This window comes from Aquibaculum sediminis (assembly GCF_040712085.1).
Taxonomy (GTDB): domain Bacteria; phylum Pseudomonadota; class Alphaproteobacteria; order Kiloniellales; family DSM-21159; genus Aquibaculum; species Aquibaculum sediminis.
The window spans coordinates 231,491-255,623 of the sequence record NZ_JBFCVK010000005.1 but is presented as its reverse complement, the minus strand read 5'-3'; the positions used below and the strand labels follow the sequence as shown (position 1 = coordinate 255,623).

The 24,133-nt window shown below is 66.5% G+C and carries 23 protein-coding genes; 9 read left to right on the top strand and 14 right to left on the bottom strand.

Annotation, left to right across the window (positions count from 1 at the left end; all coding sequences use genetic code 11):
• The first annotated feature begins 11 nt into the window (after positions 1-11).
• Positions 12-1,340 (top strand): hypothetical protein, encoded by a 1,329-nt coding sequence (locus tag ABZ720_RS10090; protein WP_366555391.1) that lies wholly within the window; start codon positions 12-14, stop codon positions 1,338-1,340.
• Between the two features lie 12 nt (positions 1,341-1,352).
• Here the strand turns inward: ABZ720_RS10090 and ABZ720_RS10085 are convergent, their stop codons facing one another.
• The 5 genes from ABZ720_RS10085 to ABZ720_RS10065 all read right to left on the bottom strand — a co-directional run bounded on the left by ABZ720_RS10085 (position 1,353) and on the right by ABZ720_RS10065 (position 5,472).
• Positions 1,353-2,471 (bottom strand): NAD(P)/FAD-dependent oxidoreductase, encoded by a 1,119-nt coding sequence (locus ABZ720_RS10085; RefSeq protein ID WP_366555390.1) that lies wholly within the window; start codon positions 2,469-2,471, stop codon positions 1,353-1,355.
• 68 nt (positions 2,472-2,539) lie between these two features.
• A complete protein-coding gene (locus ABZ720_RS10080; RefSeq protein ID WP_366555389.1) occupies positions 2,540-3,784 on the bottom strand; it encodes an energy transducer TonB family protein in 1,245 nt (414 codons plus the stop codon).
• Positions 3,781-4,197 carry an ExbD/TolR family protein gene (locus ABZ720_RS10075; protein WP_366555388.1) on the bottom strand — a complete coding sequence of 139 codons (417 nt, stop codon included), beginning with the start codon at positions 4,195-4,197 and terminating at the stop codon, positions 3,781-3,783. The genes ABZ720_RS10080 and ABZ720_RS10075 overlap by 4 nt, the downstream gene beginning before the upstream one ends.
• Before the next feature lie 11 nt (positions 4,198-4,208).
• Positions 4,209-4,655 (bottom strand): ExbD/TolR family protein, encoded by a 447-nt coding sequence (locus tag ABZ720_RS10070; protein WP_366555387.1) that lies wholly within the window; start codon positions 4,653-4,655, stop codon positions 4,209-4,211.
• Positions 4,639-5,472, bottom strand: coding sequence for a MotA/TolQ/ExbB proton channel family protein (locus tag ABZ720_RS10065; protein ID WP_366555386.1), 834 nt, complete (start codon positions 5,470-5,472; stop codon positions 4,639-4,641). The genes ABZ720_RS10070 and ABZ720_RS10065 overlap by 17 nt, the downstream gene beginning before the upstream one ends.
• A gap of 242 nt (positions 5,473-5,714) precedes the next feature.
• Here ABZ720_RS10065 and ABZ720_RS10060 point away from each other — a divergent pair, with 242 nt between their 5' ends.
• The 3 genes from ABZ720_RS10060 (at position 5,715) to ABZ720_RS10050 (ending at position 7,822) form a co-directional block, all read left to right on the top strand.
• On the top strand, positions 5,715-7,100 hold the full coding sequence (locus ABZ720_RS10060) for an FAD-binding oxidoreductase (protein WP_366555385.1): 1,386 nt from the start codon (positions 5,715-5,717) through the stop codon (positions 7,098-7,100).
• A 114-nt stretch (positions 7,101-7,214) separates the two neighbouring features.
• Entirely contained in the window at positions 7,215-7,484 is a 270-nt protein-coding gene (locus ABZ720_RS10055; protein ID WP_275822852.1) for a hypothetical protein, read from the top strand.
• Entirely contained in the window at positions 7,481-7,822 is a 342-nt protein-coding gene (locus ABZ720_RS10050) for a type II toxin-antitoxin system RelE/ParE family toxin (protein WP_366555384.1), read from the top strand. Before ABZ720_RS10055 ends, ABZ720_RS10050 begins: the two co-directional genes overlap by 4 nt.
• A gap of 35 nt (positions 7,823-7,857) precedes the next feature.
• On the opposite strand, the gene ABZ720_RS10045 is transcribed toward ABZ720_RS10050, so the two are convergent.
• Positions 7,858-8,475, bottom strand: a complete 618-nt coding sequence (locus ABZ720_RS10045) for a TMEM175 family protein (RefSeq protein ID WP_366555383.1) — start codon at positions 8,473-8,475, stop codon at positions 7,858-7,860.
• Between the two features lie 85 nt (positions 8,476-8,560).
• Positions 8,561-9,787 (bottom strand): alpha/beta hydrolase family protein, encoded by a 1,227-nt coding sequence (locus ABZ720_RS10040; protein ID WP_366555382.1) that lies wholly within the window; start codon positions 9,785-9,787, stop codon positions 8,561-8,563.
• A 447-nt stretch (positions 9,788-10,234) separates the two neighbouring features.
• Between ABZ720_RS10040 and ABZ720_RS10035 the strand changes: the two genes are divergently transcribed.
• Entirely contained in the window at positions 10,235-11,395 is a 1,161-nt protein-coding gene (locus ABZ720_RS10035; RefSeq protein ID WP_366555381.1) for a hypothetical protein, read from the top strand.
• A 57-nt stretch (positions 11,396-11,452) separates the two neighbouring features.
• The gene (locus tag ABZ720_RS10030) at positions 11,453-12,358 is read left to right on the top strand and encodes a DUF4339 domain-containing protein (RefSeq protein ID WP_366555380.1); all 906 of its coding nucleotides are present in this window, start codon (positions 11,453-11,455) and stop codon (positions 12,356-12,358) included.
• 15 nt (positions 12,359-12,373) lie between these two features.
• Here ABZ720_RS10030 and ABZ720_RS10025 read toward each other — a convergent pair whose 3' ends face one another.
• From ABZ720_RS10025 to ABZ720_RS10000, 6 genes are all read right to left on the bottom strand, one after another.
• Positions 12,374-13,639 carry an MFS transporter gene (locus ABZ720_RS10025; protein ID WP_366555379.1) on the bottom strand — a complete coding sequence of 422 codons (1,266 nt, stop codon included), beginning with the start codon at positions 13,637-13,639 and terminating at the stop codon, positions 12,374-12,376.
• Positions 13,640-13,646: 7 nt separating this feature from the next.
• Positions 13,647-14,936, bottom strand: a complete 1,290-nt coding sequence (locus tag ABZ720_RS10020; RefSeq protein WP_366555378.1) for a TRAP transporter large permease — start codon at positions 14,934-14,936, stop codon at positions 13,647-13,649.
• Positions 14,912-15,439 (bottom strand): TRAP transporter small permease, encoded by a 528-nt coding sequence (locus ABZ720_RS10015; protein ID WP_366555377.1) that lies wholly within the window; start codon positions 15,437-15,439, stop codon positions 14,912-14,914. The genes ABZ720_RS10020 and ABZ720_RS10015 overlap by 25 nt, the downstream gene beginning before the upstream one ends.
• 65 nt (positions 15,440-15,504) lie before the next feature.
• Entirely contained in the window at positions 15,505-16,515 is a 1,011-nt protein-coding gene (locus ABZ720_RS10010) for a TRAP transporter substrate-binding protein (protein WP_366555376.1), read from the bottom strand.
• A 48-nt stretch (positions 16,516-16,563) separates the two neighbouring features.
• The gene (locus tag ABZ720_RS10005; RefSeq protein ID WP_366555375.1) at positions 16,564-17,733 is read right to left on the bottom strand and encodes a CaiB/BaiF CoA transferase family protein; all 1,170 of its coding nucleotides are present in this window, start codon (positions 17,731-17,733) and stop codon (positions 16,564-16,566) included.
• 8 nt (positions 17,734-17,741) lie between these two features.
• A complete protein-coding gene (locus ABZ720_RS10000) occupies positions 17,742-18,713 on the bottom strand; it encodes a hydroxymethylglutaryl-CoA lyase (protein ID WP_366555374.1) in 972 nt (323 codons plus the stop codon).
• Positions 18,714-18,845: 132 nt separating this feature from the next.
• On the opposite strand from ABZ720_RS10000, the gene ABZ720_RS09995 reads away from it, so the two are divergent.
• Complete coding sequence (locus tag ABZ720_RS09995) at positions 18,846-19,556, top strand: GntR family transcriptional regulator (protein WP_366555373.1); 711 nt, start codon at positions 18,846-18,848, stop codon at positions 19,554-19,556.
• 31 nt (positions 19,557-19,587) lie between these two features.
• Here the strand turns inward: ABZ720_RS09995 and ABZ720_RS09990 are convergent, their stop codons facing one another.
• Positions 19,588-20,310: a spermine/spermidine synthase domain-containing protein gene (locus ABZ720_RS09990; protein ID WP_366555372.1), complete on the bottom strand. Its 723-nt coding sequence runs from the start codon at positions 20,308-20,310 to the stop codon at positions 19,588-19,590.
• A 67-nt stretch (positions 20,311-20,377) separates the two neighbouring features.
• On the opposite strand from ABZ720_RS09990, the gene ABZ720_RS09985 reads away from it, so the two are divergent.
• Both ABZ720_RS09985 and ABZ720_RS09980 read left to right on the top strand, forming a co-directional pair.
• On the top strand, positions 20,378-20,971 hold the full coding sequence (locus tag ABZ720_RS09985) for a hypothetical protein (RefSeq protein ID WP_366555371.1): 594 nt from the start codon (positions 20,378-20,380) through the stop codon (positions 20,969-20,971).
• A 66-nt stretch (positions 20,972-21,037) separates the two neighbouring features.
• Positions 21,038-24,001 carry an FAD-binding and (Fe-S)-binding domain-containing protein gene (locus tag ABZ720_RS09980; RefSeq protein WP_366555370.1) on the top strand — a complete coding sequence of 988 codons (2,964 nt, stop codon included), beginning with the start codon at positions 21,038-21,040 and terminating at the stop codon, positions 23,999-24,001.
• Positions 24,002-24,133: the final 132 nt, after the last annotated feature.

The following is a 24,133-nucleotide window of genomic DNA, read 5'->3' as shown; positions in this document are numbered from 1 at the left end:
AGGGAGATTTGATGTCAGAGAACAGCGTCCCCGAAACGCCGTCGCTCGAAACGCGCCGGCAGAGCATCGACCGCGACTATCGCCAGACCAGCGCCGAGTACTACGTTCCCTTTCGCGGCAGCTATATCACCGCCCCGGTCATCACACTTTCCCACAACCTGCTGATCTACCGCGCCGACAACGGGCGCCTGATTGCCGAAATGCAGGAATACCTGCTCGGCCGCGGCCTGGAACGCGAGGCCTGGCAGCGTGAGCAGGGCAGCCGCGAGGTGCAGGTGACCCTGCACGAACTGCTGCTGGACAAGGCGCGTGATCCCAAGGGCCCGATCTATCAGGAACTGGAGCGCCAAGCGCAGCAGATCGAGCCACTGCTGATCACCGTGGAGGGCGTCGTGGTCAACGGCAACCGGCGCCTGGCCGCGATGCGCGAACTGCTGCATGGGGACTCGCAGCGCTATGCCGGCTTTGCGGAACTGCGCGTGGCGGTGCTGCCGGCGGATATTGAGCCAGCCGATGTCGAGTTCGTGGAAGCCGCCCTGCAGATGGCGCCGGAGACCAAGCTGGCGTACGGCTGGGTCAACCGTCGCATGAAGCTGAAGCACCAGCGCGACACCTTGAAGCTTGCGCCGGAGCGGATCTGCGAAGCCTATCGCATCGACGAGCCGGAACAGCTCGACCGTGAGATCGCGCAGCTGGCGCTGGTGGATGACTACCTGGAGAACTTCCGCGAGGAGCCCGGCCACTATGGCCTGGTGGGCGATTGTGAGGCGCTCTTCGCCGGCCTGCAGGAGCAGTTGGCTGCCTTGCCGAAGGAGTTGCGCGGGCATTGGCGTCTGGCCGGCTTCACGCTGATTGACGGGCGCCAGGCGGTGCAGGGGCCCATGGGCAGCTACTTTCCCTTTGCGGCCCCGGTCCCTGAACAGATCCCCAGCCAGGCATTGCGACGCTTTGCCCAGGAGCGGGCGATGGCGGTGGCCGAGGAAGCAGGCAGCGATACCGCAGGCATCGACGGCTCCGGCTGGCAGGAGGACGTCGATCTCATCCTCGCCAGCCCGCAGCACAGCCCACGCAACGCCAAGCTGCTCTATGAAGTGATGGAGGCGCTGCGCGCCGAGCACCATGAACGCCGTGCCCCGGCGCGTGCGCTGGCACGCATCTCCAAGGCGAAGGAGATGCTGGGCGACCTCACGCCGGAGACGCTCAACGACAAGCAGCGCCGTCGGCTGCGCGCCGACATGGCCGCGCTGCAGGCCCAGGCGACCTATCTCCTGGGCGAGGGCGAAGCGCCGACGAGTTCGGACGGTGTGATCGACCGGCTCTATCGCAAGCTGCGCGCTTGAGCGCGGACCAGCTCAGTCGAGCAGGGCGGCGACCTCTTCCGCCAGGTCCAGGCTTGCGGTCAGGCCGGGGCTCTCGATCCCGAAGAGATTGACCAGCCCGGCAACCCCATGGTCTGGCGGGCCCTGGATCACGAAGTCGGAGGCCGGCGCGCCCGGCGGCGTGAGCTTTGGCCGGATTCCCGCGTATCCCGGCAGCAGCGAGGCGTCGGGCAGGGCGGGCCAGTAGCGGCGCACCGCGGCATAGAAGGCCTCGGCCCGGGTCGGGTCCACGTCCAGCTCCTCCGGCCCCTCAACCCATTCCACATCGGGACCGAAGCGTGCCTGCCCACCCAGATCGAGGGTCAGGTGCACACCCAGACCGGCGGCTTCCGGCACCGGATAGATCAGGTGGCTGAAGGGCGCCCGGCCAGCCAGCGTGTAGTAGTTGCCCTTGCAGTACCAGGCTTGCGGGACAGCGGAGTCCGGAAAGCCCTCCAAGCTGGCAGCCAGTCGGGGTGCATGCAGGCCGGCGGCATTGATCACCTGGCCGGCCAGGAGCGTCATGGGCTCGGCGCCGTCGACCTCCAGGCGGATGCCGCCACCTTCCACGCCGCCCGCTTCCACGGCGCCGCCGGTGACCGGCGCATCGAATGCGAGCATGGCGCCGGCATCCTCGGCCTCTCCCTGGTAGGAGAGCATCAGGCCGTGGCTGTCGAGAATGCCGGTCGAGGGGGAGAGCAGGGCGCCCACGCTGGCAAGCGCCGGCTCGCGCGCCTTCACCTCGGCTGCGGACAGGAACACCAGGTCGTCCACACCGTTGGCCGCGGCCTTTTGCTGCAACGTCTCCAAAACCGGGAGCTGTGCCTCCTCCGTGGCGACGATCAGCTTGCCGCAGCGGCGGTGCGCGATGCCGCGACTGTCCAGGTAGTCATAGAGCAGGGCCTTGCCGCGCACGCAGCTTCGGGCCTTGCGCGAGCCCTGGGGGTAATAGATCCCGGCGTGGATCACCTCGCTGTTGCGTGACGAGGTCTCGGTGCCGATGGCCGTCGCCGCTTCCAGCACGATGACATCCCGCCCGGCACGCGCCAGGGCCCGGGCGCAGGCCAGGCCCACAACGCCGGCCCCGATCACAACGCAGTCTATGCGCTCCATTCCACCCTCAAATCCGTTTCGCAGCGCCGGCGATCATGCCGCTCCAGCCGCGACGAGGAAAGGTCGCTTCAGCGCAGCGAGAAGATCACGGGGACGGTGAAGCTGTAGCGTTCTCCGCCGATCTCCGGCGGCAGAGGGGGCAGGGGATCGGCCCGGCGGATCATCTCTTCCACCGCCTGGTCCAGCACGCCCTGGCCGGCACTGCGCACGATCTCGTAGTTCAGCACGCGGCCCTCGCGGTCCATCTCGACGTGCAGTTGGGCTGTGCCCTCTTGGCGCAGCCGCTGTGCACGCCGCGGATAGTCCTTGTGTCGTTCCAGCCAGGCGAGCAGCAGCGCGTGATAGTCGGCCTCGGCGCCCGGATTGCCGCCACTGCTGCTGTCCGGCCCGTTGCCGGCCTCCTCTGCCGTTTCACTGCCCGCCGTGCCTTGATTGCCGGCGGTGTCGCTCGTCTCGTCCGTTCCGCTGTCGGGCGAGGGTGCCTCCGCTGCCTCCGCCGGTTCGGGTGTCGTGGTCGGTTGCTGTGGCGCCGGGGTCGCCGGTGGATCCGCGGCAGGGGCCGGCGTCGGTCTGGGTGCAGAGCGGGGTTTGGGCGGCGGTGCCGTGGTCGGGGCAGGGCGACGCTCGGGTTCGGTGGCAGTTATCGTCTCGCTGCGTGCTTCGAGTGCCTCGTCAGGCGGCGTTTCTTGCGATTGAGGCTCAAGGCGAGCTTCGGTGGCTTCTGTGGGGGTAGCGTCCACCGTCTCAGCCTCAGGGGCCAGCGCGTTCTCGCGGGCAGGGGCCTCAGTCTCGGGCGGGGTATCGGCCTGCGCTTCGGGCTGCGCCTCACTCTTTGGCTCGTTCTCCACCGGTACAACTTCGACCCCCTGCGCGTCCGGCGCCGTCTCGCTTTCCACCGGCGCGGCTTCGTCCTGGGCTTCGGTCATCTCCTGGGGAGGCGAGGGCTCGCTTGGCGATGCTTCGGCCAACTGAGTTGCCTCCACCGTGTCCGGCAGTTCCGGCTGCTCCAGTGGCTCGCTCACACTCTCCTCGAGCGGGCTTTCCTCCACTGGCCTTTCGGGCTGCGGTGCCTCGGCGTGGCTGGCGGTCTCGCGCTCTTCGGCTGGCTCCGCCGTCTCACTGGCGGCGGTGGCGCTGATACTGCTCGGCGCGCTGCCGGCCGGGCCGAGCGCGATTTCCACACCGCCCTCGCCGGTGGCGGCCGCACCAGTCTCGGGTGTTTGGAGAAAGGCAGCCAGCAGCGCCGCATGCAGACCGAAAGCGATCAGCAGCGCCAGGATCCAGTGCTTGGGACGCAGCTCGCTCGGCGTCACGGTTGCGCGTCTCGTTGCGGTTGGGTGATGAGTTGCAGCCGCTCGACGCCGTGGCTGCGCAGCACTTCCATGAGGGCCACTACCTCCGGCGTATCGGTGCGGGCGTCGGCGCGCAACCGCAGCTTCGCCGGTCCCTCTCCATCCAGAAGCGGGGCCAGGTGCTGCCCCAGTTCGTCGCGCATGATGATCTCGCCGTTGAGCGCCAGGCTGCCGTCACGCCCCAGCAGCAGGGTTGGGATCTCCGGCTGTGGGATGCCTTCGCTGATTGATTCCGGCGCCTCGACCTCGAAGGGGTCGCTGCTGGCCAGTCGACCGGCCACCATGAAGAAGATCAGCAGCAGGAAGACGATGTTGATGAGGGGCAGCAGTGAATCATCGCTGCTGCAACGCCGATGTCGGGGAGCAAAGCGCACGGGTTTCCTCCTCAGCCGGCCGGCGGCAGCAGGGCCAGTTCCTGCAGGCCCAGGCTGTCCAGTCGGTCCAGCACGCGCACCGTCTCCTGCAGCGGCACGCCCGGGCCGGCCCGCAGCAGCACACGCTGATCCGGCACGCGCTCCAGACGGGTGCGCAGGCGCTGTTCCAGGTCAGCGACGCTGATCTGATCGCCAGCCAGACGAAGGATCACTCCAGCACCCTGGTCGGCTGCGCGCAGCTCCACCAGCATGGCGCCTTCGCCCCTGCCCGCCGCAGCCGTCTGCACCGGCGTGCCCAGATCGTAGGCCCGCCACTCCATGAAGTTCGAGGCCAGCATGAAGAAGACCAGGAGGATGAAGACGACGTCGATCAGCGGCGTCAGCGAAATGCCGGCGCGGCGGCTGCGGGGACGCGCGATCGCAAAGCGTCCGGCGGTACTGTCATTCCCCGGCGGCATGCAGGCGCAGTGCTCCTTCGCGGCTGTCCGCCGCGGACCGCTGGGGGCGCGGCGCCGCAGTGAGATCGACGGTGAAGACCTGGGTGACCAGACTTTCCATTTCGAGCGCCTGGCGCTCGACCCGGCGCTCCAGCAGGTTCAGCAGCGCCACCACCGGGATGGCCACGGCCAGGCCCACCGCGGTGGTCAGCAGGGCTTCCCAGATGCCGCCGGACAGGATCGAGGGATCGACGCGATTGCCCGCCTGTTCCAGCGCCTGGAAGGCGGCAATCATGCCCAGCACCGTACCGAAGAGACCCAGCAGGGGGGCCAGTGCACCGATCACTTCCAGTGGCCGGAAGCCGCCGCGCAAGGCCTCCACCTCCTCGCTGCCCAGCCGGGCCAATTCTTCGCGCAGCAGCGGCTCGGGCAGGTCGTCGCGCAGGCGGCCGCGGATCGCCAGGGCGAGCAGGCGCGCGCCCGGGTTTCGCGCACTGGCCAGGCGGCCGAGGGCTTCCTCTGCTTGGCCGCTGCGATAAAGCGCCAGGGCGGCGCGGGCATGGCGGTTGATGCCGACGCCCAGTCGCCCGAACTGCCAGAGCTTCATCAGGATGATGGCAAGGGCCACGACCGAGAGCACCAGCAGGATGGCGACGACCGCGCCACCAGCCTGAAGCAGCGCCAGCGGCTCGGCGAGCGGGCCCAGCATCTCGGCCGGCAGCCCCAGGATTTCCGGTGGCGCTGAATCCGAAATGCCGTCGACCCCAGGACTTCCGGCCTCTTCCGCTGTTGGCGCTGCAGTGCTGCCTTCGGCTGCAGGCGTTTCGCTTTCGTCCATACTGCTGTCCTCGCTTGCGATGCTCCTGTGCGACTGCCTGTCAGGCCGGAGCGTCCTTCCGCTTGCAAATGCGAACCACTATCGTTCGCGCCTTCTAGCCCATGCCCTCCGGCCTGTCGAGCCTCCTGCCGGCGGTTTCCGGACGCGGCGACCAAGCGGCTGGGCGGCAAGGCGCGCGATCCACTCTTGTGCCACAGGTGTAGGCGATTAGAGTCGGCTGCAACAGTCGGAGGATGAAAGCAATGGGCGCAGTGACTGCCGTCACGGATGAACTGATGGATGCTTTGAAGGCCCTGCTGGGCGAGCGGCTCTCCACCTCTGCCGCGGTGCGCGAGCAGCATGGCAAGGATGTGAGCTTCCATGAAGGCCATCCGCCCGACGCCGTGGCCTTCGCCGAATCCACCGAGGAGGTGGCGGAGATCGTGCGCCTCTGCGCCGCGCACAAGTCTCCCATCGTTCCTTTTGGCACCGGTACCTCCCTCGAAGGGCACATCTCCGCCCTGAAGGGCGGGGTCTGCATCGACCTGGGCCGTATGAACAGCATCATCGAGGTCAACGGCGAAGATCTCGATTGCCGCGTCCAGGCCGGCGTCACCCGCAAGCAGCTCAATGAGTATCTGCGCGATACCGGGCTGTTCTTCCCCATCGATCCCGGCGCTGATGCGTCTCTGGGCGGCATGGCGGCGACGCGGGCGAGCGGCACCAATGCGGTGCGCTACGGCACCATGCGCGAGAATGTGCTGGGTCTCACCGTGGTGACCGCTGACGGTCGCATCATCCGCACCGGCGGCCGGGCGCGCAAGTCGTCGGCCGGCTATGACCTGACGCGCCTTTTTGTCGGATCCGAGGGCACGCTGGGCGTCATCACCGAGGTACAGCTGCGCCTGCACGGCATCCCCGAAGCCATCTCGGCCGCCGTCTGCCCCTTCGAAACCCTGGAGGGCGCGGTCAACACCGTCATTCTGACGATTCAGTCCGGCATCCCGGTGGCCCGCATCGAGCTGCTGGACGAGGTGCAGATGGGAGCTTGTTCGGCCTATTCGGACCTCGGCTACCCGGCGTTGCCGACCCTCTTTTTCGAGTTCCACGGCACCGAAGCCGGCGTGAAGGAGCAGGCAGAGCGGGTTGCCGAGTTGGCGAGCGAGTTCGGCGGACGCGATTTCCAGTGGGCCACGCAGCAGGAGGATCGCACGCGGCTCTGGCAGGCGCGCCACGATGCCTACTGGGCGGCCAAGGCCCTCAAGCCCGGCAGCGGCGGATGGGCCACCGATGTCTGCGTGCCGATCTCTCGCCTCGCCGAGTGCATCATGGAGACCAAGCGTGACATCGAGGAAAGTGGTCTGCTGGCGCCGTTGGTGGGACACGTGGGCGACGGCAACTTCCACCTCGTCTACCTGCTGGCTGAAGGTGATGAGGAGGAGTATCGCCGCGCCAGCGCCCACAACGACCGCATGGTGATGCGCGCCATCGCCATGGGCGGCACCTGCACCGGCGAGCACGGCGTCGGCTACGGCAAGATTCCCTTCCTGCAGGCCGAACACGGCGAGGCCGTGGCCCTGATGCGCCAGATCAAGCAGGCCCTGGACCCCGACGGCATCATGAACCCCGGCAAGGTGCTGCCGGCGTGATAGCAGACTGGTCGAACCTCTACTACAGAGGTTGCGCTAGCGGGAGCGGCACATATTATTCCATAATCACTGCTGTCGTGTTGCGTAATTCAGAGTTAACCTCTGGAGGGGACTGTGACTGTAAAGACCACGCTTAGCTTTACCGAACGGCACCATCGTTACCTGCAGGAGAAGGTGGCGCAGGGCGAGTATGCCTCGCCGAGCGCAGCAGTCGCTGCGGCCTTAGAACAGGTGATCCGCGATGAGGAAGAGCGCAGCACTGCCCTTGCGGCGGCGGCAGATGAGATTGTTGCCCGAATGAAAACGCCAAGGGCGGAGTTCGTAGAGCCGAAGGTTGCTTTTGCTCAGGCCCGAATAGCTCTTCAGGCGACGCGCAAGGTGTGAGCTACGCGGTCTGGTTACACCCTGCTGTAGCTGGCGACTTTGAGGCTATTGGCCGTTGGCTCTTCGATTACGCCGGGCCCGAGACAGCGGTGCTCAAACTGTCTGAGATCGAAGCTGCAGTGATGAGCCTTGCGGAAATGCCGCATAGAGGATCAGTCAGGGACGAGATTGCTCCAGGATTGCGCGCTATTCCAGTCGGCCGTAAGGCGGTCGTTGCTTTCTCGGTAGATGACGCCACGCGAGAAGTGATGGTGTATTCGGTCACCTACGGCGGTGCCGACTGGATGAGTAGAAGTGTAACGCGTCAGCGGTCGCCGCACGCCCCATATCCAGACTGATCCTCTCCGGGTATTCCCGTGGTCTGGCGACTCCTCTACCACTTCTGATCTATTCCAACGGTTACCGAACGCCGGGCATAGAAGCCGTAGGGTATCAGCAGCAGCCATACATAGAGCGCTCCGGCCGTCGACAGTGGTGCGATGGCGAGGGAGACGCAGGCGACCAGCGGGCCGCCGAAGAGGCTGCGCCGGGCGGCGCGGATCTCGTCCCGCTTGTCCTCCGGGGCGATCCCTTGGGCGAAGGAGAGAATAGCGATCAACAGGCTCCAGCTCACCAGCAGCGTTCCTGAGAAGCCCATCACCGCCACGGGGTCGTCGGGAAAAGAGGTGATGTTGCTCAGGCTCCAGGGTGCCAGGGTCACGGTCGCCAGGAAGGCCATGGTCAGTGAGTGGTGGAAGGGCGTGCCGCGCGGCGTGAGCTCGCTTGCCATGTGCTGCAACCGCCACAACACGCCGACCACGAAGAAGGAGATTATGTAGCTCTCCAGCACCGCCGTATTCGCCAGCAGGACCCTCAGGAAACTCTCGCCGGCCTCCCGGTCGGGGATGCGCAGTTCCAGGGCCAGCAGGGTCAGCACGATGGCGAAGACCCCGTCCGAGAGGGCGTCGAGGCGCTGGGGCGCAGAGGCAAAGCGGATGCGGGGCAGGGGCAAGGCAGGTGCTTTCAGTTTGGGTGGTTTGGCTGCTCCGGCGATCCGGCCGTCGTGCCGCCTTCGACGCTGCCCATGTCATCACTCCTCAGCGTGCGCCGGAGAACGTCTCCTCCAGCCAGTCGAATAAGACCGCGTTGGAAAGCGGGAGATTACCCATCTGACAGTGCATGTCGGCTCCTTCGGCCGTGGTGAAGACGCGGGTCGTCACCGGGCCGGAAACCGAGCGCGCGAAAGCCTCGACCTGGCGCAGGGTTTCCTCGCCTTCTCCCTTGCCGGCGAGGGCAAGGGCGGGGCAACGGATGTCCGGAAGATTATCGACCCGATAGGTCTTCATGGCCTCGAGCCATTCATGGAAACTCTGCACGCCATAGCGACGGCAGGTCGCCTTGAAGCCAAGTTTGGTGGCCGGCGGCATCTGTTCGTCCGGTAGGCTGTCCACCTCGTCCACGCGCAGGTCCCCCATGTCGTCGGACGTGCCGGAGCTGCCTTTGAGGAATCCCGACATGTAGGCGTACATATCAATGATCGGGGCATTGGCGATCACGGCTTTGATCCGCGGTTCATGGGCTGTGCCACGCACCGCGAAGTAGCCGCCAAAGCTGATTCCATAGAGGCCCAGGCGCTCGGCATCGACTCCCGCTTGCGCCAAAGCGAAGTCCACGATGGCGCGCACCGGCACCTCATAGTCCGGGCGGAATGTAAGCTGGGGGTGGAGCCGCATCGTGGCTACCTGACCTGGGCCCTGGACGATCAGCAGGGTCCAGCCGCGATCGAGACCATCGCGCGCGGCTTCGAACCAGAGTTCTTCTGTGGTGCCGTCGAAGCCCGTCAAGCAGATGAGTGTCTTGTTGGGGGTGTCGCTGCGGTCGGGGCGTACGAGGTAGCCGGGCAGGGTCAGCCCCTCATAGGGAATCGCGACCGGTTCGACCACTCCAGGAAGATGCGGAACCGCGCCTGCGAAAGCGTCAGCGCAGGCCAGGCCGAGCCGCTGCGCTTCGGCTCCATAGGGATCCGAGAAGTACTCTGCTGAGCGGTAGTAGCTGGCCGCTCTAAGAAAGTGATCTCTCGCTGAGACAAGGTGGCCCTTTGTCTCGGCCACCTTGCCAAGTGCCATCAGGCTTTCGGCAAGTTCGGAAAATGCGGATACCCACGCGATCGGATCATCGCTTCCCATGCGCGCGCGGGCCGCCATGATTTCGCCCGGGCTGCCGCCGCCGGAGGTGCAACTGCCGAGCAGGCGCATGAGTTGGAAATCGAGCTCTCCCGACGCGAAGCCGCGGATACGCGTTGCCGTACGTTCGACCGACGCCATGACCATCCTCCCGTGTGCTGATTCAAGGAGAGACTGCCAGTTGGGGATTTCTGTCGTCAAGTTTCGGCGGACTATCCAGGGTAGCCCTCGAAATCGGTATCGTTACCAAAGGCTTTACACCTGCCATGGCACAGGCGGGTGCGGAATGATTGCGTTTCGCTTTGGAGGGACTATGGAGAGTCGCATTTTCCGCTTATACTGGTCAAACGGCAGGCGGATGGGTCGGCCGGCATAGGGGCCAGGGTGATGACACGATCCCGCATAAGCTTTGCCCTCGTAGCCGCCCTGATGGCGGGTGTCGCAGTGTTCCTCCCCTCGTTGGAGACACGCTCGGCGGAACCGCCGCCGCTGCCCACTGCCGCAACCGGCGGGCGGGCAGGGCCGCCGTCCCTTCCCAATGCTGGACCACCGCCCTTGTCCGGTGGCGCAGCAGGTTTGCCGCCGCCCATGCGGACGGGCCAGGATGGTCATGCACTGCCGCCGATGCTGCGCCTCCAGCAGCAGGTCTTCTACGACCGCCAAGGCTTCGGACAGGCTGTGGAAGCGGCTGCCGCCTTGCTGCCGACCGATTGGGAGGTGGAGGGCGAGATCGTCTGGGCCGGGGTCTCGCCCTCTCTGTCCTGTATGGCCAACGGCGCCCAACTGCTTCTGCAGGCTGGCAGCGCAGATGGACTCTGGGGGATCGAGGTCCTGCCGGCACCCAAGACCGTCTGGTATGAGCTCGATCTCTCCGGCGCCACACTGTTCCCGGGTTTAACCGGCGCGCTGGATCACGAGGCCTTGATGCTTCGCCCGCTCATGGTGCAGGCGGAAACCAGCATGCATCGTCCCGGCAGCTTCTGTCGCCTCACGCCGCGCACGGGCGTCGAGGGCCTGGCCGAGGATGCCTTCCTGCCCGCTCTGCGCCCCGATGCCCGTATCATCGACCGCGAGCCGGTGCCCGACGTGCTGGCCTATGTGGAGCGGGAACTGGGGCAGATCCAGACGGCGGGCCTCGACGTGCGCATGATGCCGCTGGCTGAGAGTTATCGCCTGCAGCGGCAAACCCCTGCCGGGCCGGTGGAGGAGATGCTGCTGTTCTCCGGCTGGCGCATGACCACGCGCCTGCCCATGGCCGACGGCGCGGCCACCATCAGCTTTGACGTGACCGGTCTGCCCGTGCTGCTGATGCGCTACCCGGCAGGCGCGCGCGAGCAGGCGGAGCCTCTGTTCACCGCAATTTTCTCGTCCTTGCGCTTCAGCCCACGCTGGGAAGCTGCCATGGCGGCGCATCGCGCGAAGATGGGTGAGATCGCCCGCAAGGGCGCCGCCGATCGCAGCGCGATCTGGGCGGAAACGAGCCGCCAGATCTCCGACATCCAGATGCAGGGCTGGGAGAACCGGCAACAGAGCGCTGAGCGCATGATGGCGCTCACCAGCGACCAGATTCGGGAGGTGCGACCGCTGCGCGACCCGCAGACCGGCGAGAGCTTCGAACTTCCGCAGCATTACGAGAGCTTCTACCGCAACCCGCAGGGCGAGCTTCTTATGTCCACGAACCCGGAGTTTCGCGCCCATGAACTCTTTCCACACGAAAACTGGGTAAGGCTCGAGAACGCGCCCCGATGACATGTTCAGGCAAGGCTTCGCGGGAACCGGGGCCGGTCACAAGGAAAGTCTGAGAGCATGAGAAAGCACGGCATCACCCTCTCCCTCGCCCTCGCAGCACTGCTGTCCTTCGCCTTGCCGGCACAGGCGGAGCAGCGTGCCGAATGGTATGCGGCCATCGAGGGTGACGGCCAGGGCCCCTTCACGGCCGAGGAACTCCAGGTGCAGCATCTGGCGCCCGATACTCTGGTCTGGCGCGAGGGAGAAGCCGACTGGGCTCCGCTGAGCGACTTTGCGGAACTGCAGGCCCCCGCCCGCACGGCGGCTGCACCACCGCCACTGCCCGGAGCGGCCAGCGAACCCCCGGATGAGCGGGAGTACTTCCTCGACGAAAGCGGCGCTGCGTCGGCGCCCCTTACCCGTGACGACGTTGCCTCGCGCCTTGCCGAAGGCCGGGCCTCGGCCGACACGCTGGTCTGGTTCGACGGCATGGCCGATTGGGCGCCTTTGCGCGATACACCCCTGGCTGCGCTGCTGTCTGCGGCGCCCCCTGCCGTGGCGGCACCCGAACCGGCTGGGCCAACAGCTGAGGTCGCCGGGTCCGATCCTCAAGCCCTGCTGCCGGGCCGCTGGCAGGCCGAGATGCGCGAACAGTTTGACGGCATGGCGCAGCCCATCGTGCTCACCATCTTTCTGGAGTTCGGGCAAGGCGGGGACTATTCGGGCAATGCACATTCCCGCCTCGACCTCAGTGCTCAGGGCATGCCTGAACCGGTCGATCTCGAACTGTTTCTGCAAGGGCGCTGGAGCGCCCGATCGCTCGATGCGAACCGTATCGAACTGCACACACAGGGCTCGCAGGTCGTGCGCCTGCCGGCGTTGGAGTTGGAAGAGCGCGAAGAGGTGGACGAGCGCTCCATCTTCGAGATCCTGGACCCGGACACCCTGCGCGACGAGGACGGAACAGTGCTGCGCCGGATGTGAGTGCTGTGGGGGAGGCTAGGCCCCCACCTCCGCGCTGCGGCGGCTGTAGCGCAGGGTGAGCAGGCCGGCGGCGCCGCCGATCAGCGCCGGGGCGATGAGCAGGGCGTAGGTGGCGGCGTAGCTGTCGATCCAGCCATAGAGCTGCACGAAAATTGCCGGCCCGACCAGGACGCCCGAGAAGGTGCAGAAGGTGGCGACACCCGTGGAGGTGCCCACCATGGAGGGGGGTGTGAGGCGCACCACCTCGGAGAGGAAAACGCCGTTCCAGCCCACGGCCGAGGCACCGAAAACCGCGGCGATGGCAAAGGCGAGCCAGCGCGGGGAGTCGCCGTCGAGCTGGGAAAAGCCGAGACAGCAGGCGGCGGTGATCAAACCGACGATCGCCAGCACCAGCGCATTGCGCTGCAGCCGGTCGGCCACCAAGCCCCAGGAGAGGCGCCCGGCGACGCCGAAAACCTGTACTGTCGCAAGCAGGCTGCCGGCCAGCACGGCGCCGAAAGCCAGTTCCGTGACTGCAAGCGAGACCACGAAGGTCATCAGGCAGAGCTGGATCGCGCCGAAGCAGAAGCCACAGAAGCAGAGCCAGCGCAGTGCCGGCTGGGCGAAAACCCGCCCCGCGCCGCGCAGCGCGCCGAGGCCGATGGGCGCATCGCCTCGGCGATCGCAGTCCCAGGTTTCCCGGGCTGGGGAGAGAATCACTGCCAGCAACAGGGCCACAGGCACGATGACGGCCACCGCCGGCTGCCAGCCCCAGTTCACTGCGATCCAGGGTGTGAGAAGGCCAGCGGCGATGCCACCGATGGGAACGCCGGTCTGCTTGATCGAAAAGACGAAGCTGCGGTTTCGCGTCGTGGTGTAGCGCGCCAGGATGTGCGCCGCCGAAGGGTTGGTCAGGCCGTAGGAGAAGCCAATGGCCACTGACGCCACCGCGATGGCCGGCAGGGCCGGTAGCACGACAATGGCGCAGCCCAGCGCGCAGCAGATCAGGGACACCTGGCTGATCCGGCAGGGGCCCCAGCGCGAGACCAGCCCGCCGGCGATGAGTGAGGTGCCGGTGGCCACGAAGTAGATGATCGTGATCTGGTAGCCCACCAGCACCGGCGGCAGGTCAAAGGCTTCCGCAACCGTGGGCGCGATGGCGGCCAAGGCCAGTACGGCCCAGGCACCGATCCCTTGGGTGAGGAGCGTGGCCGCGAGCACACCCGGGAGGCCCAGCAACAGCGAGCCTGCGCCGCGCGGCGCAGAGGGCTGTGTCTTGCTGTCCTCGCTTGCGGTGCTCACGACGGCATCACTGGATGATACTGGGCAGCCAGGTGACCAGGTTCGGTACCAGGATGAGCAGGACGATCACCGCGAAAATCGGAATGAGGAAGGGCAGGACGGCGCGCACGACCTTCTCGAAGGGTATGCCGACGATCTCCACCAACACGAAGAGCACGTTGCCAAACGGCGGGGTGATCACGCCGACCGACAGGGTGATGACCATCAGAACGCCGAAGAACAGTGGATCGATGCCGAGCGACTGCACCGTGAGCATGAAGATCGGCGTGAAGATCAACACGGCCTCCACCACGCTCATGAAGCAGCCGATGATCAGGAAGAAGGCAGCGATGAGGAAAAGAATGACCGTCAGACTGACGTCCAGGCTGGTGAGCGCCATCGCCAGTTCCTGCGGGATGCGCAGCCGCACCAGCAGCCAGCCGTAGAAGGTGGCGATCGCGATGATGAACATGATCACCGAGGTGAAACGCACGGTGCGTTCCAGTACGCCCACCAGATCGCGGACACTGACGTCGCGATAGACGACGAAGGCGAGGAACAGGGCGTAGACACAAGCCACGGCGCCGGCCTCGGTCGGCGTGAAGATGCCGCTCCAGATGCCGCCGACGATGATCAGCGGGGTGAGCAGCGGTGGCAGGGCGCGCCAGAACAGCCGGGCGACCTCCAGGACGGACGCGCGCGGCGAGCGCGGCAGGTCGATCCAGAAGGAGACGATGAAGCTGGTGGCCATGAGCGCCAGGCCGATGATGATGCCGGGGATCAGGCCGGCGATGAAGAGCGCGGCAATGGAGGTGCCCGAGAGCCAGCCGTAGACCACCATGGCGATCGACGGCGGGATCACCGGGCTGATGATGGAGGCCGCGCCGGTGATGCCGGCGGCAAAGCGCATGGGATAGCCGCGGTCTCGCATCGCCTTCAGTTCGAGCTGCCCGATGCCGGCCACGTCGGCGACCGCGGTGGCGGACATGCCGGCGAAAATCATGCTGGCCACCACGTTCACATGGCCGAGCCCACCGCGAATGTGGCCGACCAGTGCGTTGGCGAAGTCGAAGATCCGGTTCGTCACCGAGCCCACGTTCATCAAGGAGGCGGCAAAGATGAAGAAGGGGATCGCCAGAATGGGGAAGCTGTTGAGCCCGCGCATCATCTGCAGCGCGAACAGCTCAGTCGGAATGGCGGAAATGCCACCGTCGATCGCCAAGACAGCCAGACAGGTCAGGCCGATGGAGATCGCGACGGGAACCCCCAGCGCGAAGAGCAGGACCATCAGGCCTAGGAAGACGACGAGGTATTCCATTCCGTTTCCGTTTCCGTGACGGCCACCATGCTCGGCCCGCGGCGCAGCAGGCGCCCGAGATGCAGCAGGCTGAACAGGATCATGGCGCCCAGGCCGACGACCAGGGCGAGGTAGAGATAGCTGTAACTGATGCCCAGCGCCGTGGTGGAGTTGTTGGCGCTGACCGACATCATAGAAAAGGCGCCCTTGAAGGCCACGGCGAAGAGCAACAGCGAGGCGAGCTCAATAAAAATGCTGAGCACATAGCGCGGCTGCAGACCGATGTGTCGCAACAGCACGTCGATGGTGATGTGCCGGCGGCGTGACCAGGTCGCCGCGGCGCCCAGCATGACCATCCACATCAGCAGTCCGGCGCCGATTTCCTCGGACCAGGGCACGGAGATGTGAAAGACCTGACGTCCGACCACCGACCAGGCGATGACCGCCACCAGGGTGAGCATCAGGATCAGCGCGCCAATCTCCATTACCCGCGCGATGGCGGCTTCGATCCGATCCAGGGTCATGGGGGTTCCTGTATCCGGGCTGATCGATAGGGGCGGGGGCGCCGTGACGACGCCCCCGTACCTGATTACTGCCCTTCGGTGGCGGCGATTGCCGCCTCGATGTCGGCGGCCACGCCTTCCGCCTTGTCGGCGAGCGCGCGCTCAACCGCCGGGGCGGCCTTCTCGCGGAAGGGTGCCTGATCGACGTCGATGAAGGTCATGCCGTTCTCGATCAGGGCCTCACGATAATACTCGTCCTTCTCCAGCTCGACCTCGTAGCCATGCTGACGGGCTTCATGCACGGCCTCGGTCAGCATTTCACGGTCGGCTTCGTCCAGACCGTCCCACCAGGGGCCTGATGCGACCCAGTGCCAGGGGAAGGAGAGGTGAGAGGTGGTGATGATGTGGTCCTGCACCTCCCAGAGCTGGCGCGTATAGGGGGAGGCGAGGCTGTTTTCATGTGCCTCCACCTGGCCCGTACGCATGGCCAGATAGATGTCCGGGGCCGGGATCACCACGGCCTGTACGCCCAGTTCCTCCCACACGTCGACCCAGACCGGAATCTGCGGCAGGCGCATCTTCAGGCCTTCGAGATCGTCCGGTGAATTGATTGCCGGCGTCGAGGTCATGTGCCGGAAGGCGCGCATCTGCGGGCCGATGTAGTGCAGGTTGCCGCGCTCGCGCGAGACCTCCTGCATGGCCTGACCGGAGTCGGTCTCCATGATGTAGTGCTCGACCGCGCCCCAGTTGGGGAAGACGAAGGGCACGGAAACGGCGTCATATTCCGGCGCGTACTGGCCCATGAAGGCGCCGCCGGTGAGGGCCATCTGCGTCTGGCCGAGGTTGAGGAGTTCCAGCACCTCCACCTCGTCGCCGAGCTGTCCACCCATGTAGGCGTTGACCTCGAAGCTGCCGTCGGAGCGCTCCTCGACGATCTCCTTGAAGCGCAGCATGGCTGCTTCTTCGGAACCGCCGGCACTCATGGTGTTGTGCACCTCGATTACATCCTGGGCCTGGGCTGTCGCGACCAGGCCCAGGGACATGGCAACCGAAGCGGCCAGCGCCGTACGGCTGATAAGTCCAGTTCTCAGATTCATAAGGTTCTTCCTCCCTCTCTTTTTGCTCTTGCAAGACGTTACGCCGCGCTAATCGTCGTTTGCGGCGCGTTGCGGCAGATCCCGCAATGCCCCCAGCACTTCATCATTGTGCGCACCCAGATCGGGAGCGGGCAAACGGACTCTACAGGGTGTGCCGTCGAGTTTCACCGGAAAGCCGAGCATACGCACGCTGCCGTGTCCCGGGTGCTCCACCTCCATGACCATTTCCTGCGCGAGGACCTGGGGGTCGGCCAAAACCTCCACCAGATTCTGGACCCGCCCGCTGGGCACGCCGGCGGCGTTCAGGCGCTCGATCCAGGTGGCCTGGGTTTCGCTCTGCATGCGCCGGGAGATCAGGGCATTCAACTCGTCGCGGCGGGCGAAGCGCTTGTCGTTGTGATCGAAGCGCGGATCGTCCAGCAGCTCTTCCAGCCCGATGGTGCGCATGAAGCGCCGCAGGATGACCTCGTTGCTGGGCGCCACCGCCACTTCGCCGTCGCTGGCCTTGTAGAGGCCATAGGGCGCGACCAGGGGGTGGTCATTGCCGGTGCGCGGCGGCAACTCCCCGCTCATGAGATGCTCGCTGCCGAGATAGGCCATGAAGGAGAGGATGCCGTTCAGCATCGCGCTCTCCACATGCTGGCCGCTGCCGTTGATGTCGCGGGCGCGCAGGGCATTGACGATGCCGAAGGCGGCATAGAGGCCGGCAACCAGGTCGGTGATCGGCTGCCCGCTGCGCAGCGGCTCCTGATCCGCGCGGCCGTTGACGCTCATGAAGCCGCTCATGGCCTGGGTGATGAAGTCGAAGGCCGGCCGGTCGACGTAGGGGCCTGTGCTGCCGTAGCCGTTGATGTTGGCGGTCACCAGCCGCGGGTTCAGCTCCTTGAGTCGTTCCGGTCCGAAGCCCATGCGGGCCATCACGCCCGGCCGGAAGTTGTCGACCAGGACGTCAGCGGTCTCGATCAGCTTGGCAAGCTGTGCCTTGCCCTCCTCGCCGTAGAGGTCGAGCTCGACGGATTTCTTGTTGCGATTGAAGGAGGCGAAGTACCAGCTCAGGCCGTCGCGGATCCCGCCTTGCGCGCGAACGGGATCGCCCTTGCCGGGGGGCTCGATCTTGATGACCTCGGCGCCCATGTCGCCCAGCAGCATGGTGCAGAAGGGTCCCGAGAGCACCCGGGTGAGGTCGACCACCCGAATGCCATCCAATGGCTGACGCATGTCCTGGCTCACCCGCAGGCCGTTGCCACTTCGTCAAGCGCGCTGAGGCGCAGCCGCGGCCCCGCCTTCATCACCTGGCCGGGAAGCGTGCGGCCGACAACCTCTTCCACGCGCTGCGCCACGGTGCAGAGGCGCTCGAGGTCAATGCCGGTTTCCACGCCGCACTCGTGCAGCAGGTAGACCAGATCCTCGGTGCAGATGTTGCCGGTGGCACCCGGCGCGAAGGGACAGCCGCCCAGTCCGCCGATGGAGGATTCGAAAGTGGAAATACCCTCCGCCAAGCCGGCATAGACGTTCACCAGGCCAACGCCACGCGTGTTGTGGAAGTGCAGCGCCAGATCGATCTCCGGCAGTTCCGCCTTCATCGCGCGGCACAGCGCCGTCACCAGCGGCGGGGTCGCCATGCCGGTGGTGTCGCCCAGCGCCACATGGGTGATGCCGAGGTCGCGGTAGGCGCGGGCGATCTCCAGCACCGACTCCACGGGCACGTCGCCCTCGAAGGGGCAGCCGAAGGAGGTGGCGATGGCGCCCTGCACTTCGATCCCTGCTTCCTCCGCGATCCGGCAGACGTCGCGGAAGCCGGCCAGGGTCTTGGCCCGCGGACTGTTCATGTTCTTGATGTTGTGGCTCTCGGAGGCCGAGACGAAGACCACCATGGCATCGACACCGGCCTTGGCAGCCCCTTCGGCACCGCGGGCATTGGGCACCAGGGCCGTCAGCTTGGCGCCCGCCTTGCGCGTCACGCCCGCCATGACCTCGGCGGCGTCGCGCATTTGCGGCACGGCGCGTGGGGAGACGAAGGCCGTCGCCTCGAACTGCGGCACGCCCGCCTCGATCAGTGCGTTCAGCACCTCGATCTTCGTTTCCGTGGGAATCCACTCCGATTCCGCCTGGAAGCCGTCACGGGTGCCAACTTCGACGACTCGCGCCTTGGCTGGAAAGCCGTCCGGGCGGGGGGATCTGATCGTTCCGTCGGGCATAACGCGCTTGCTCCTCAAGGGTGTCTCTCGGCGGGACCGCTGTCGGTTCGGACGCTTTCCCGTTTTCTGGCGTACCAAACTGGTATACCGTTATCCTAGCCGGTCAAGCGGAGCAGGAAAAGGGGTGCAAGCGTGGAGGCAGTGGAATCACGTCAGGCGGGAAATGGCGGCGTTGGCGTTTACGAGCGTTTGCGTGCGGATATCCTGAGCCTGCATCTGCTGCCCGGGGAGCGCATTTCCGAACGGGCGCTGGAGGCGAGGCTTGGAAGTTCGCGCACGCCGATCCGCGAGGCCTTGCTGCGCCTCGAAGTGGAAGGGCTGGTCAGCCGCGCAGGCCGCAGCCTGCGCGTCGCCCCCATCGATCTGGCCGAGTTGCTTGAAGTCTTCGAGTACCGCGAGGTGATCGAAGCGGAAGCGGTGCGCCTGGCCTGTCGCCGTGCCAAGGCGAAGGACTTGGCCGAGGTGGCGCGCATGCTCGATCGGCTCGAGGGAGATGAATCGCCGGAAACCTGGTTCGACGTTGGAACCGAGGTGCATGTCAGCTTCGCGCGCCTCAGTGGCAATCGCTTTCTGGCGCGGGCGGTGCAGGACACGGTCACCCGTATCGCGCGTGCGCGCTGGATGATGGCCAAGTCCGAGCAGGGGCGGGCGGACTCCCTGCGCGAGCACCGCGAGATCCTGCAGTTTATCTCCCAGGGCCAGGCCGAAGAGGCGGCGGCCGCAGTGATCGCTCACACCCGCATCGTGCGCGACACCCTCGTGGCGGCGTTGCGGGAGGGCCAGCGCAGTTACCGGGCTCATGGCCTGGCAGTGCTCGACCGTGCCGTCGAGCCGGCTGACTGAAGGTTCAGTCCGCGGCCAAGCGCGGCGAGCCCTACGACCTTTCAGCTTTGCGCCCGAGGTAAACCGCCTGGACGACGGTGCGATTCTGCAAGGGATTGTGGAACTCCACCGGTACCGCCCAGGCCTGTGCAAAGGCAGCCTCCATGCGCCGTGAGAAGGCGGGATCCGGAGGCTCGTTCGACCAGAGGCCGAACACACCACCCGGCGCCAGGTGGCGGGCCAGAGCCTGCAGGCCTTCCGGTCGATAAAACGCTGTGCTGCGGTCGTCCAGCAGGGCGTCCGGCGAGTGGTCGATGTCGAGGAGGATGGCATCGAAGCGGCGGCCGGGCTGGTCGGGATCGAAACCGGCCTCACAGCGTGCCAGGGCAAAGAAGTCGCCGGCCAGGAGCCGACATCGCTTATCCTCGGCCAGAGCGCGCCCGATGGGCAGCAGGCCCTGGCGATGCCAGTCGATCACCGGCTCCAACAGGTCGACGACCAGGAGGGACCCGATGGGATGTTCGAGCGCTGCCTGCGCCGTGTAGCCCAGCCCCAGACCACCGACGAGGACCGCGGCATCCTGCTGCTCGGAAAGGGTATCGAGACCCAGGTGCGCCAGGGCAATCTCGGAAGCGGTGAAGAGGCTCGACATGAGAAACTCGTCGCCGAGCTTGATCTCGAAGACTTCGACCTTCAGAGAAAGCTCCTGCCGGCGGCGGAGGCTCAAGGGGCCGATCGGGGTTTCCCGATGATCCAGTTCTTCAAACAGGCGCATGCAGCACGGGCTCCTCGTTGAATTTTCGCCGCGCCCGGGGCGTCTGACGTTATAGTGATCGTTTGTTATGACACAGTCCTTGAGCAGCTCCCAACAGCAGCGCTTCCGCAAGCTCCTCACGCTTGCCGCGGAGAGCCCCTTCGCGGGCGAACGCGAGGCGGCCTTGGCCGCGGCCGAGCGCATGGCCGATTCTGCGGGCATGGACCTGGAGGAGGCGGCGCGCGCCTGTGGGCGCCAGGAGGAACAGGAGCGCGAAGCGGCCGGGCAGAGCCGCAGCGCTGGCGAGGAGATGGGACCGGGCTGGACCGAGACTATGAGCCCCTCCATGCGTCGGGCCGCCTGGGCCGGTTATGCCTGGGAAGCCGCGGCCAGCAGGGCGCGCCAGCGCCATCGCGAGGAGGTGGCTCGCCGCCAGCGCGAGGAGGAAGCCCAGCGCCGCGCCGATTCCAAGCGCGGGCGGCACAATCAGCCACGCAGTGACCGATCCATGCCGCGGGGCGACTTTGCCCGCGTGCTGCTGCTGGAAACGGGCCTGCCGTTGCGCGACATTGCGGAAATCACCGATCTCGGCATGTATGAGGTTGTCGGGCTCAAGCTCAAGCTGAGACAGGAGATCGAGCGGCAGCAGGCCCGGCGCCGGTCCCAGCAGGCGCACGCCTGAGACTTGCCTGAGACTTGCCTAAGACTTGAAGGAACAGTTGGCGCGAACGCGCCGAAGGAGAGAGCCATGCCACTCGACCAGTCCGCCGGGGCCGATGCGAGCGATTCCGCCCTGGCACGCCGCCTGTCGGCGGAGCTGGAAGGGGAGGTACTCTTCGATGGCTTCAGTCGGGGGCGCTATGCCACCGATGCCTCGATCTACCAGATCCAGCCGCTGGGCGTGGTGGTGCCGCGGAGCGAAGACGATGTCGAGAAGGCGCTCACCATCGCCCGCGAGGAGGGCGTGCCGGTGTTGCCCCGCGGTGGCGGCACCTCCCAGTGCGGCCAGACGGTGGGTGACGCGCTGGTGCTCGACCTCTCCAAGCACCTGCGCGGGCTCGTCTCTCTGGATCCCGAGGCGCGGCGCGCGACGGTGCAGCCGGGACTCGTCCTGGACCACCTGAACCGCCAGCTCAAACCGCACGGTCTCTGGTTTCCCGTCGATGTCTCCACCGCGAGTCGCGCCACCATTGGCGGCATGACCGGCAACAACTCCTGCGGCTCACGCTCGCTGCGCTACGGCACCATGCGCGACAATGTGGAGGGCATCGCCGCGGTGCTGGCCGATGGCAGCACGCTCGACTGCGGCGTGCTGGAAGCTGGTGCGCCGCGCAGCAATCACCCCTCCGCGCAGCAGGCCCTGATCGACGACCTGCTTGGGATCGCCACGCGTGAGCGCGAGGAGATCGCCACGCGCTTTCCCCGCCTGATGCGTCGGGTGGGCGGCTACAACCTGGACGCACTCCTGCCGGCCGGAGAAGCGCTGTCCGGCGAGATCGCGCGGCGGCCCGGCGACCCGCCCAACCTGGCGCACCTGCTGGTCGGATCCGAGGGGACGCTGGCCTACTTCAAGCAGATCGAACTGCGGCTTGCGCCCCTGCCGCGCAACAAGGTGCTCGGCGTCTGCCACTTCCCCACCTTCTACCAGGCCATGCAGGCGCCGCAGCACATCGTTGAGCTCGGGCCGACGGCAGTGGAACTGGTCGACCGCACCATGCTCGGTCTGTCGCGCGACATTCCGGCCTTTCGGGAGGTCGTGGATCAGTTCGTGCAGGGCGATCCCGATGCCCTGCTGCTTGTGGAGTTCGCGGAGGAAGACCAGGCGGAGAACCTGCGCCGGCTGGACAGGCTGGTGGAACTGATGGGCGACCTGGGCCATCCCGGCGCCGTGGTGCAGGCGGTGGACCCGGCCTTCCAGTCCGCCATCTGGGAGGTCCGAAAGCAGGGCCTCAATATCATGATGTCGATGAAGGGCGACGGCAAACCCGTCTCCTTCGTCGAGGACTGTGCTGTGCGCCTGGAGGACCTGGCCGAGTACACGCGGCGCCTGACCGAGGTCTTCGAGCGTCACGGCACCACCGGCACCTGGTATGCCCATGCCTCGGTCGGCTGCCTGCATGTGCGTCCCGTGCTGAACATGAAGGATCCGGTGGGCGCCAGCACCATGCGCGCCATCGCCGAGGAGGCCTTCGAACTGGTGCGGGCCTATGAGGGCAGCCATTCGGGCGAGCACGGCGACGGCCTGGTGCGCTCCGAAGCGCATCGGCAGATGTTCGGCGAGCGTCTCGTGAACGCTTTCGGCGATGTGAAGCAGCGCCTGGATCCCGAGGGGCGGCTGAACCCGGGCAAGATCGTCGCACCGCCGGCCATGGATGACCGCAGCCTGATGCGCTACCCGCCGGATTACGGCGTGTCACCGCTCGACACCGCGCTGGACTGGACCGCCTGGGGCGGCTTCGCCGGCGCGGTGGAGATGTGCAACAACAATGGCGCCTGCCGCAAGTTCGATGCTGGGGTGATGTGCCCCTCCTACCGCGTGACCCGCGACGAGCAGCACCTGGTGCGCGGCCGGGCGAACAGCCTGCGCCTGGCGCTCTCCGGCCAATTGGGGCCGGATGCCCTGACCTCGGATGAGATGACGGAGACCTTGAAGCTTTGCGTCTCCTGCAAGGGCTGCAAGCGCGAGTGCCCCACGGGCGTCGACATGGCGCGCATGAAGATCGAGGTGCAGCATCAGCGCGCCAAGGCCAAGGGTGTGCCGCTGCGCGAGCGCCTGATCGCCCATCTGCCACGCTATGCGCCCTGGCTGGCGCGCGCGCCCTGGCTAGCCAATCTGCGCGACAATCTGCCGGGAGCGGCGCGGCTCAGTGAGAGTTTGCTGGGCCTTGCGGCGGAGCGGCCGCTGCCACGCTGGTCTTCTCGCCCCTTCCTGCCGCGCGAAAGCATGCTGGGACCGGAAGGCGGGCGCGAGGTCGTGCTGCTCGCGGACAGCTTCAATCGCTGGTTCGAACCGGAGAACCTGGAGGCGGCCTGCGCCGTGCTGGTGGCTGCGGGCTGCCGGGTGCATCTGGCCAAGGCACCGGACGGCGAACGTCCGCTCTGCTGCGGGCGCACCTATCTCGCAGCCGGCTTGGTGGATGAGGCAAGGGCCGAGCAGAGCCGCTCCCTGGCGGCGCTGCGTCCCTTCCTGGAGCGCGATCTGCCGGTGATCGGCCTCGAGCCTTCCTGCCTGCTCACCTTCCGCGACGAGGCCATGGCCCTGCAGCCGGGGGCGGAAACCGACCGCCTTTCGCGCAAGGCGCTGCTTTTCGAGGAGTTCCTGGCCCTGGGACTGGACGAAGGCTGGTTGGACGTCCCGCTGCAGGCGCTGCCGCAGACCCGTGCCCTGCTGCATGGGCATTGCCACCAGAAGGCCTTCGCCGCCTTCAAGCCGGTGGAACGGGTGCTGAAACTGATCCCGGGCCTTTCGGTGGAAACGGTGGAGACCTCCTGCTGCGGCATGGCCGGTGCCTTCGGCTATCAGGCGGAAACCCTGGAGGTTTCCCGCGCCATGGGCGAGGCCGACCTCCTGCCGGCGGTGCGCGCCGCCTCCGCGGACACCCTGATCGTGGCCGACGGCACCTCCTGCCGCCACCAGATCGCTGACGGCAGCCAACGCGAGGCGCTGCATGTCGCACGTGTGCTGCAGCAGGCTTTGCGGCCCGAAACTTAGGCGGGAGCGCCAGGAGAGGCCAACCAGACTCAACCTGCTTTATACTGGGTAGGGCAATTCGGCCGGGAGCTTGATTCATGTCATGTCTCTCCGCCGCCCGACTCCCATATCAAGGCGGGATTCATCCCTTCA

What these genes read in the sequence shown, in the direction of transcription:
- ABZ720_RS10090 (WP_366555391.1), top strand. Translation starts at nt 12, where the DNA reads ATGTCAGAGAACAGCGTCCCCGAAACGCCGTCGCTCGAAACGCGCCGG.
- ABZ720_RS10085 (WP_366555390.1), bottom strand. Translation starts at nt 2,471, where the DNA reads ATGGAGCGCATAGACTGCGTTGTGATCGGGGCCGGCGTTGTGGGCCTG.
- ABZ720_RS10070 (WP_366555387.1), bottom strand. Translation starts at nt 4,655, where the DNA reads ATGCCGCCGGGGAATGACAGTACCGCCGGACGCTTTGCGATCGCGCGT.
- ABZ720_RS10065 (WP_366555386.1), bottom strand. Translation starts at nt 5,472, where the DNA reads ATGGACGAAAGCGAAACGCCTGCAGCCGAAGGCAGCACTGCAGCGCCA.
- ABZ720_RS10060 (WP_366555385.1), top strand. Translation starts at nt 5,715, where the DNA reads ATGGGCGCAGTGACTGCCGTCACGGATGAACTGATGGATGCTTTGAAG.
- ABZ720_RS10040 (WP_366555382.1), bottom strand. Translation starts at nt 9,787, where the DNA reads ATGGCGTCGGTCGAACGTACGGCAACGCGTATCCGCGGCTTCGCGTCG.
- ABZ720_RS10035 (WP_366555381.1), top strand. Translation starts at nt 10,235, where the DNA reads ATGCGGACGGGCCAGGATGGTCATGCACTGCCGCCGATGCTGCGCCTC.
- ABZ720_RS10030 (WP_366555380.1), top strand. Translation starts at nt 11,453, where the DNA reads ATGAGAAAGCACGGCATCACCCTCTCCCTCGCCCTCGCAGCACTGCTG.
- ABZ720_RS10020 (WP_366555378.1), bottom strand. Translation starts at nt 14,936, where the DNA reads ATGGAATACCTCGTCGTCTTCCTAGGCCTGATGGTCCTGCTCTTCGCG.
- ABZ720_RS10015 (WP_366555377.1), bottom strand. Translation starts at nt 15,439, where the DNA reads ATGACCCTGGATCGGATCGAAGCCGCCATCGCGCGGGTAATGGAGATT.
- ABZ720_RS10010 (WP_366555376.1), bottom strand. Translation starts at nt 16,515, where the DNA reads ATGAATCTGAGAACTGGACTTATCAGCCGTACGGCGCTGGCCGCTTCG.
- ABZ720_RS10005 (WP_366555375.1), bottom strand. Translation starts at nt 17,733, where the DNA reads ATGCGTCAGCCATTGGATGGCATTCGGGTGGTCGACCTCACCCGGGTG.
- ABZ720_RS10000 (WP_366555374.1), bottom strand. Translation starts at nt 18,713, where the DNA reads ATGCCCGACGGAACGATCAGATCCCCCCGCCCGGACGGCTTTCCAGCC.
- ABZ720_RS09990 (WP_366555372.1), bottom strand. Translation starts at nt 20,310, where the DNA reads ATGCGCCTGTTTGAAGAACTGGATCATCGGGAAACCCCGATCGGCCCC.
- ABZ720_RS09985 (WP_366555371.1), top strand. Translation starts at nt 20,378, where the DNA reads ATGACACAGTCCTTGAGCAGCTCCCAACAGCAGCGCTTCCGCAAGCTC.
- ABZ720_RS09980 (WP_366555370.1), top strand. Translation starts at nt 21,038, where the DNA reads ATGCCACTCGACCAGTCCGCCGGGGCCGATGCGAGCGATTCCGCCCTG.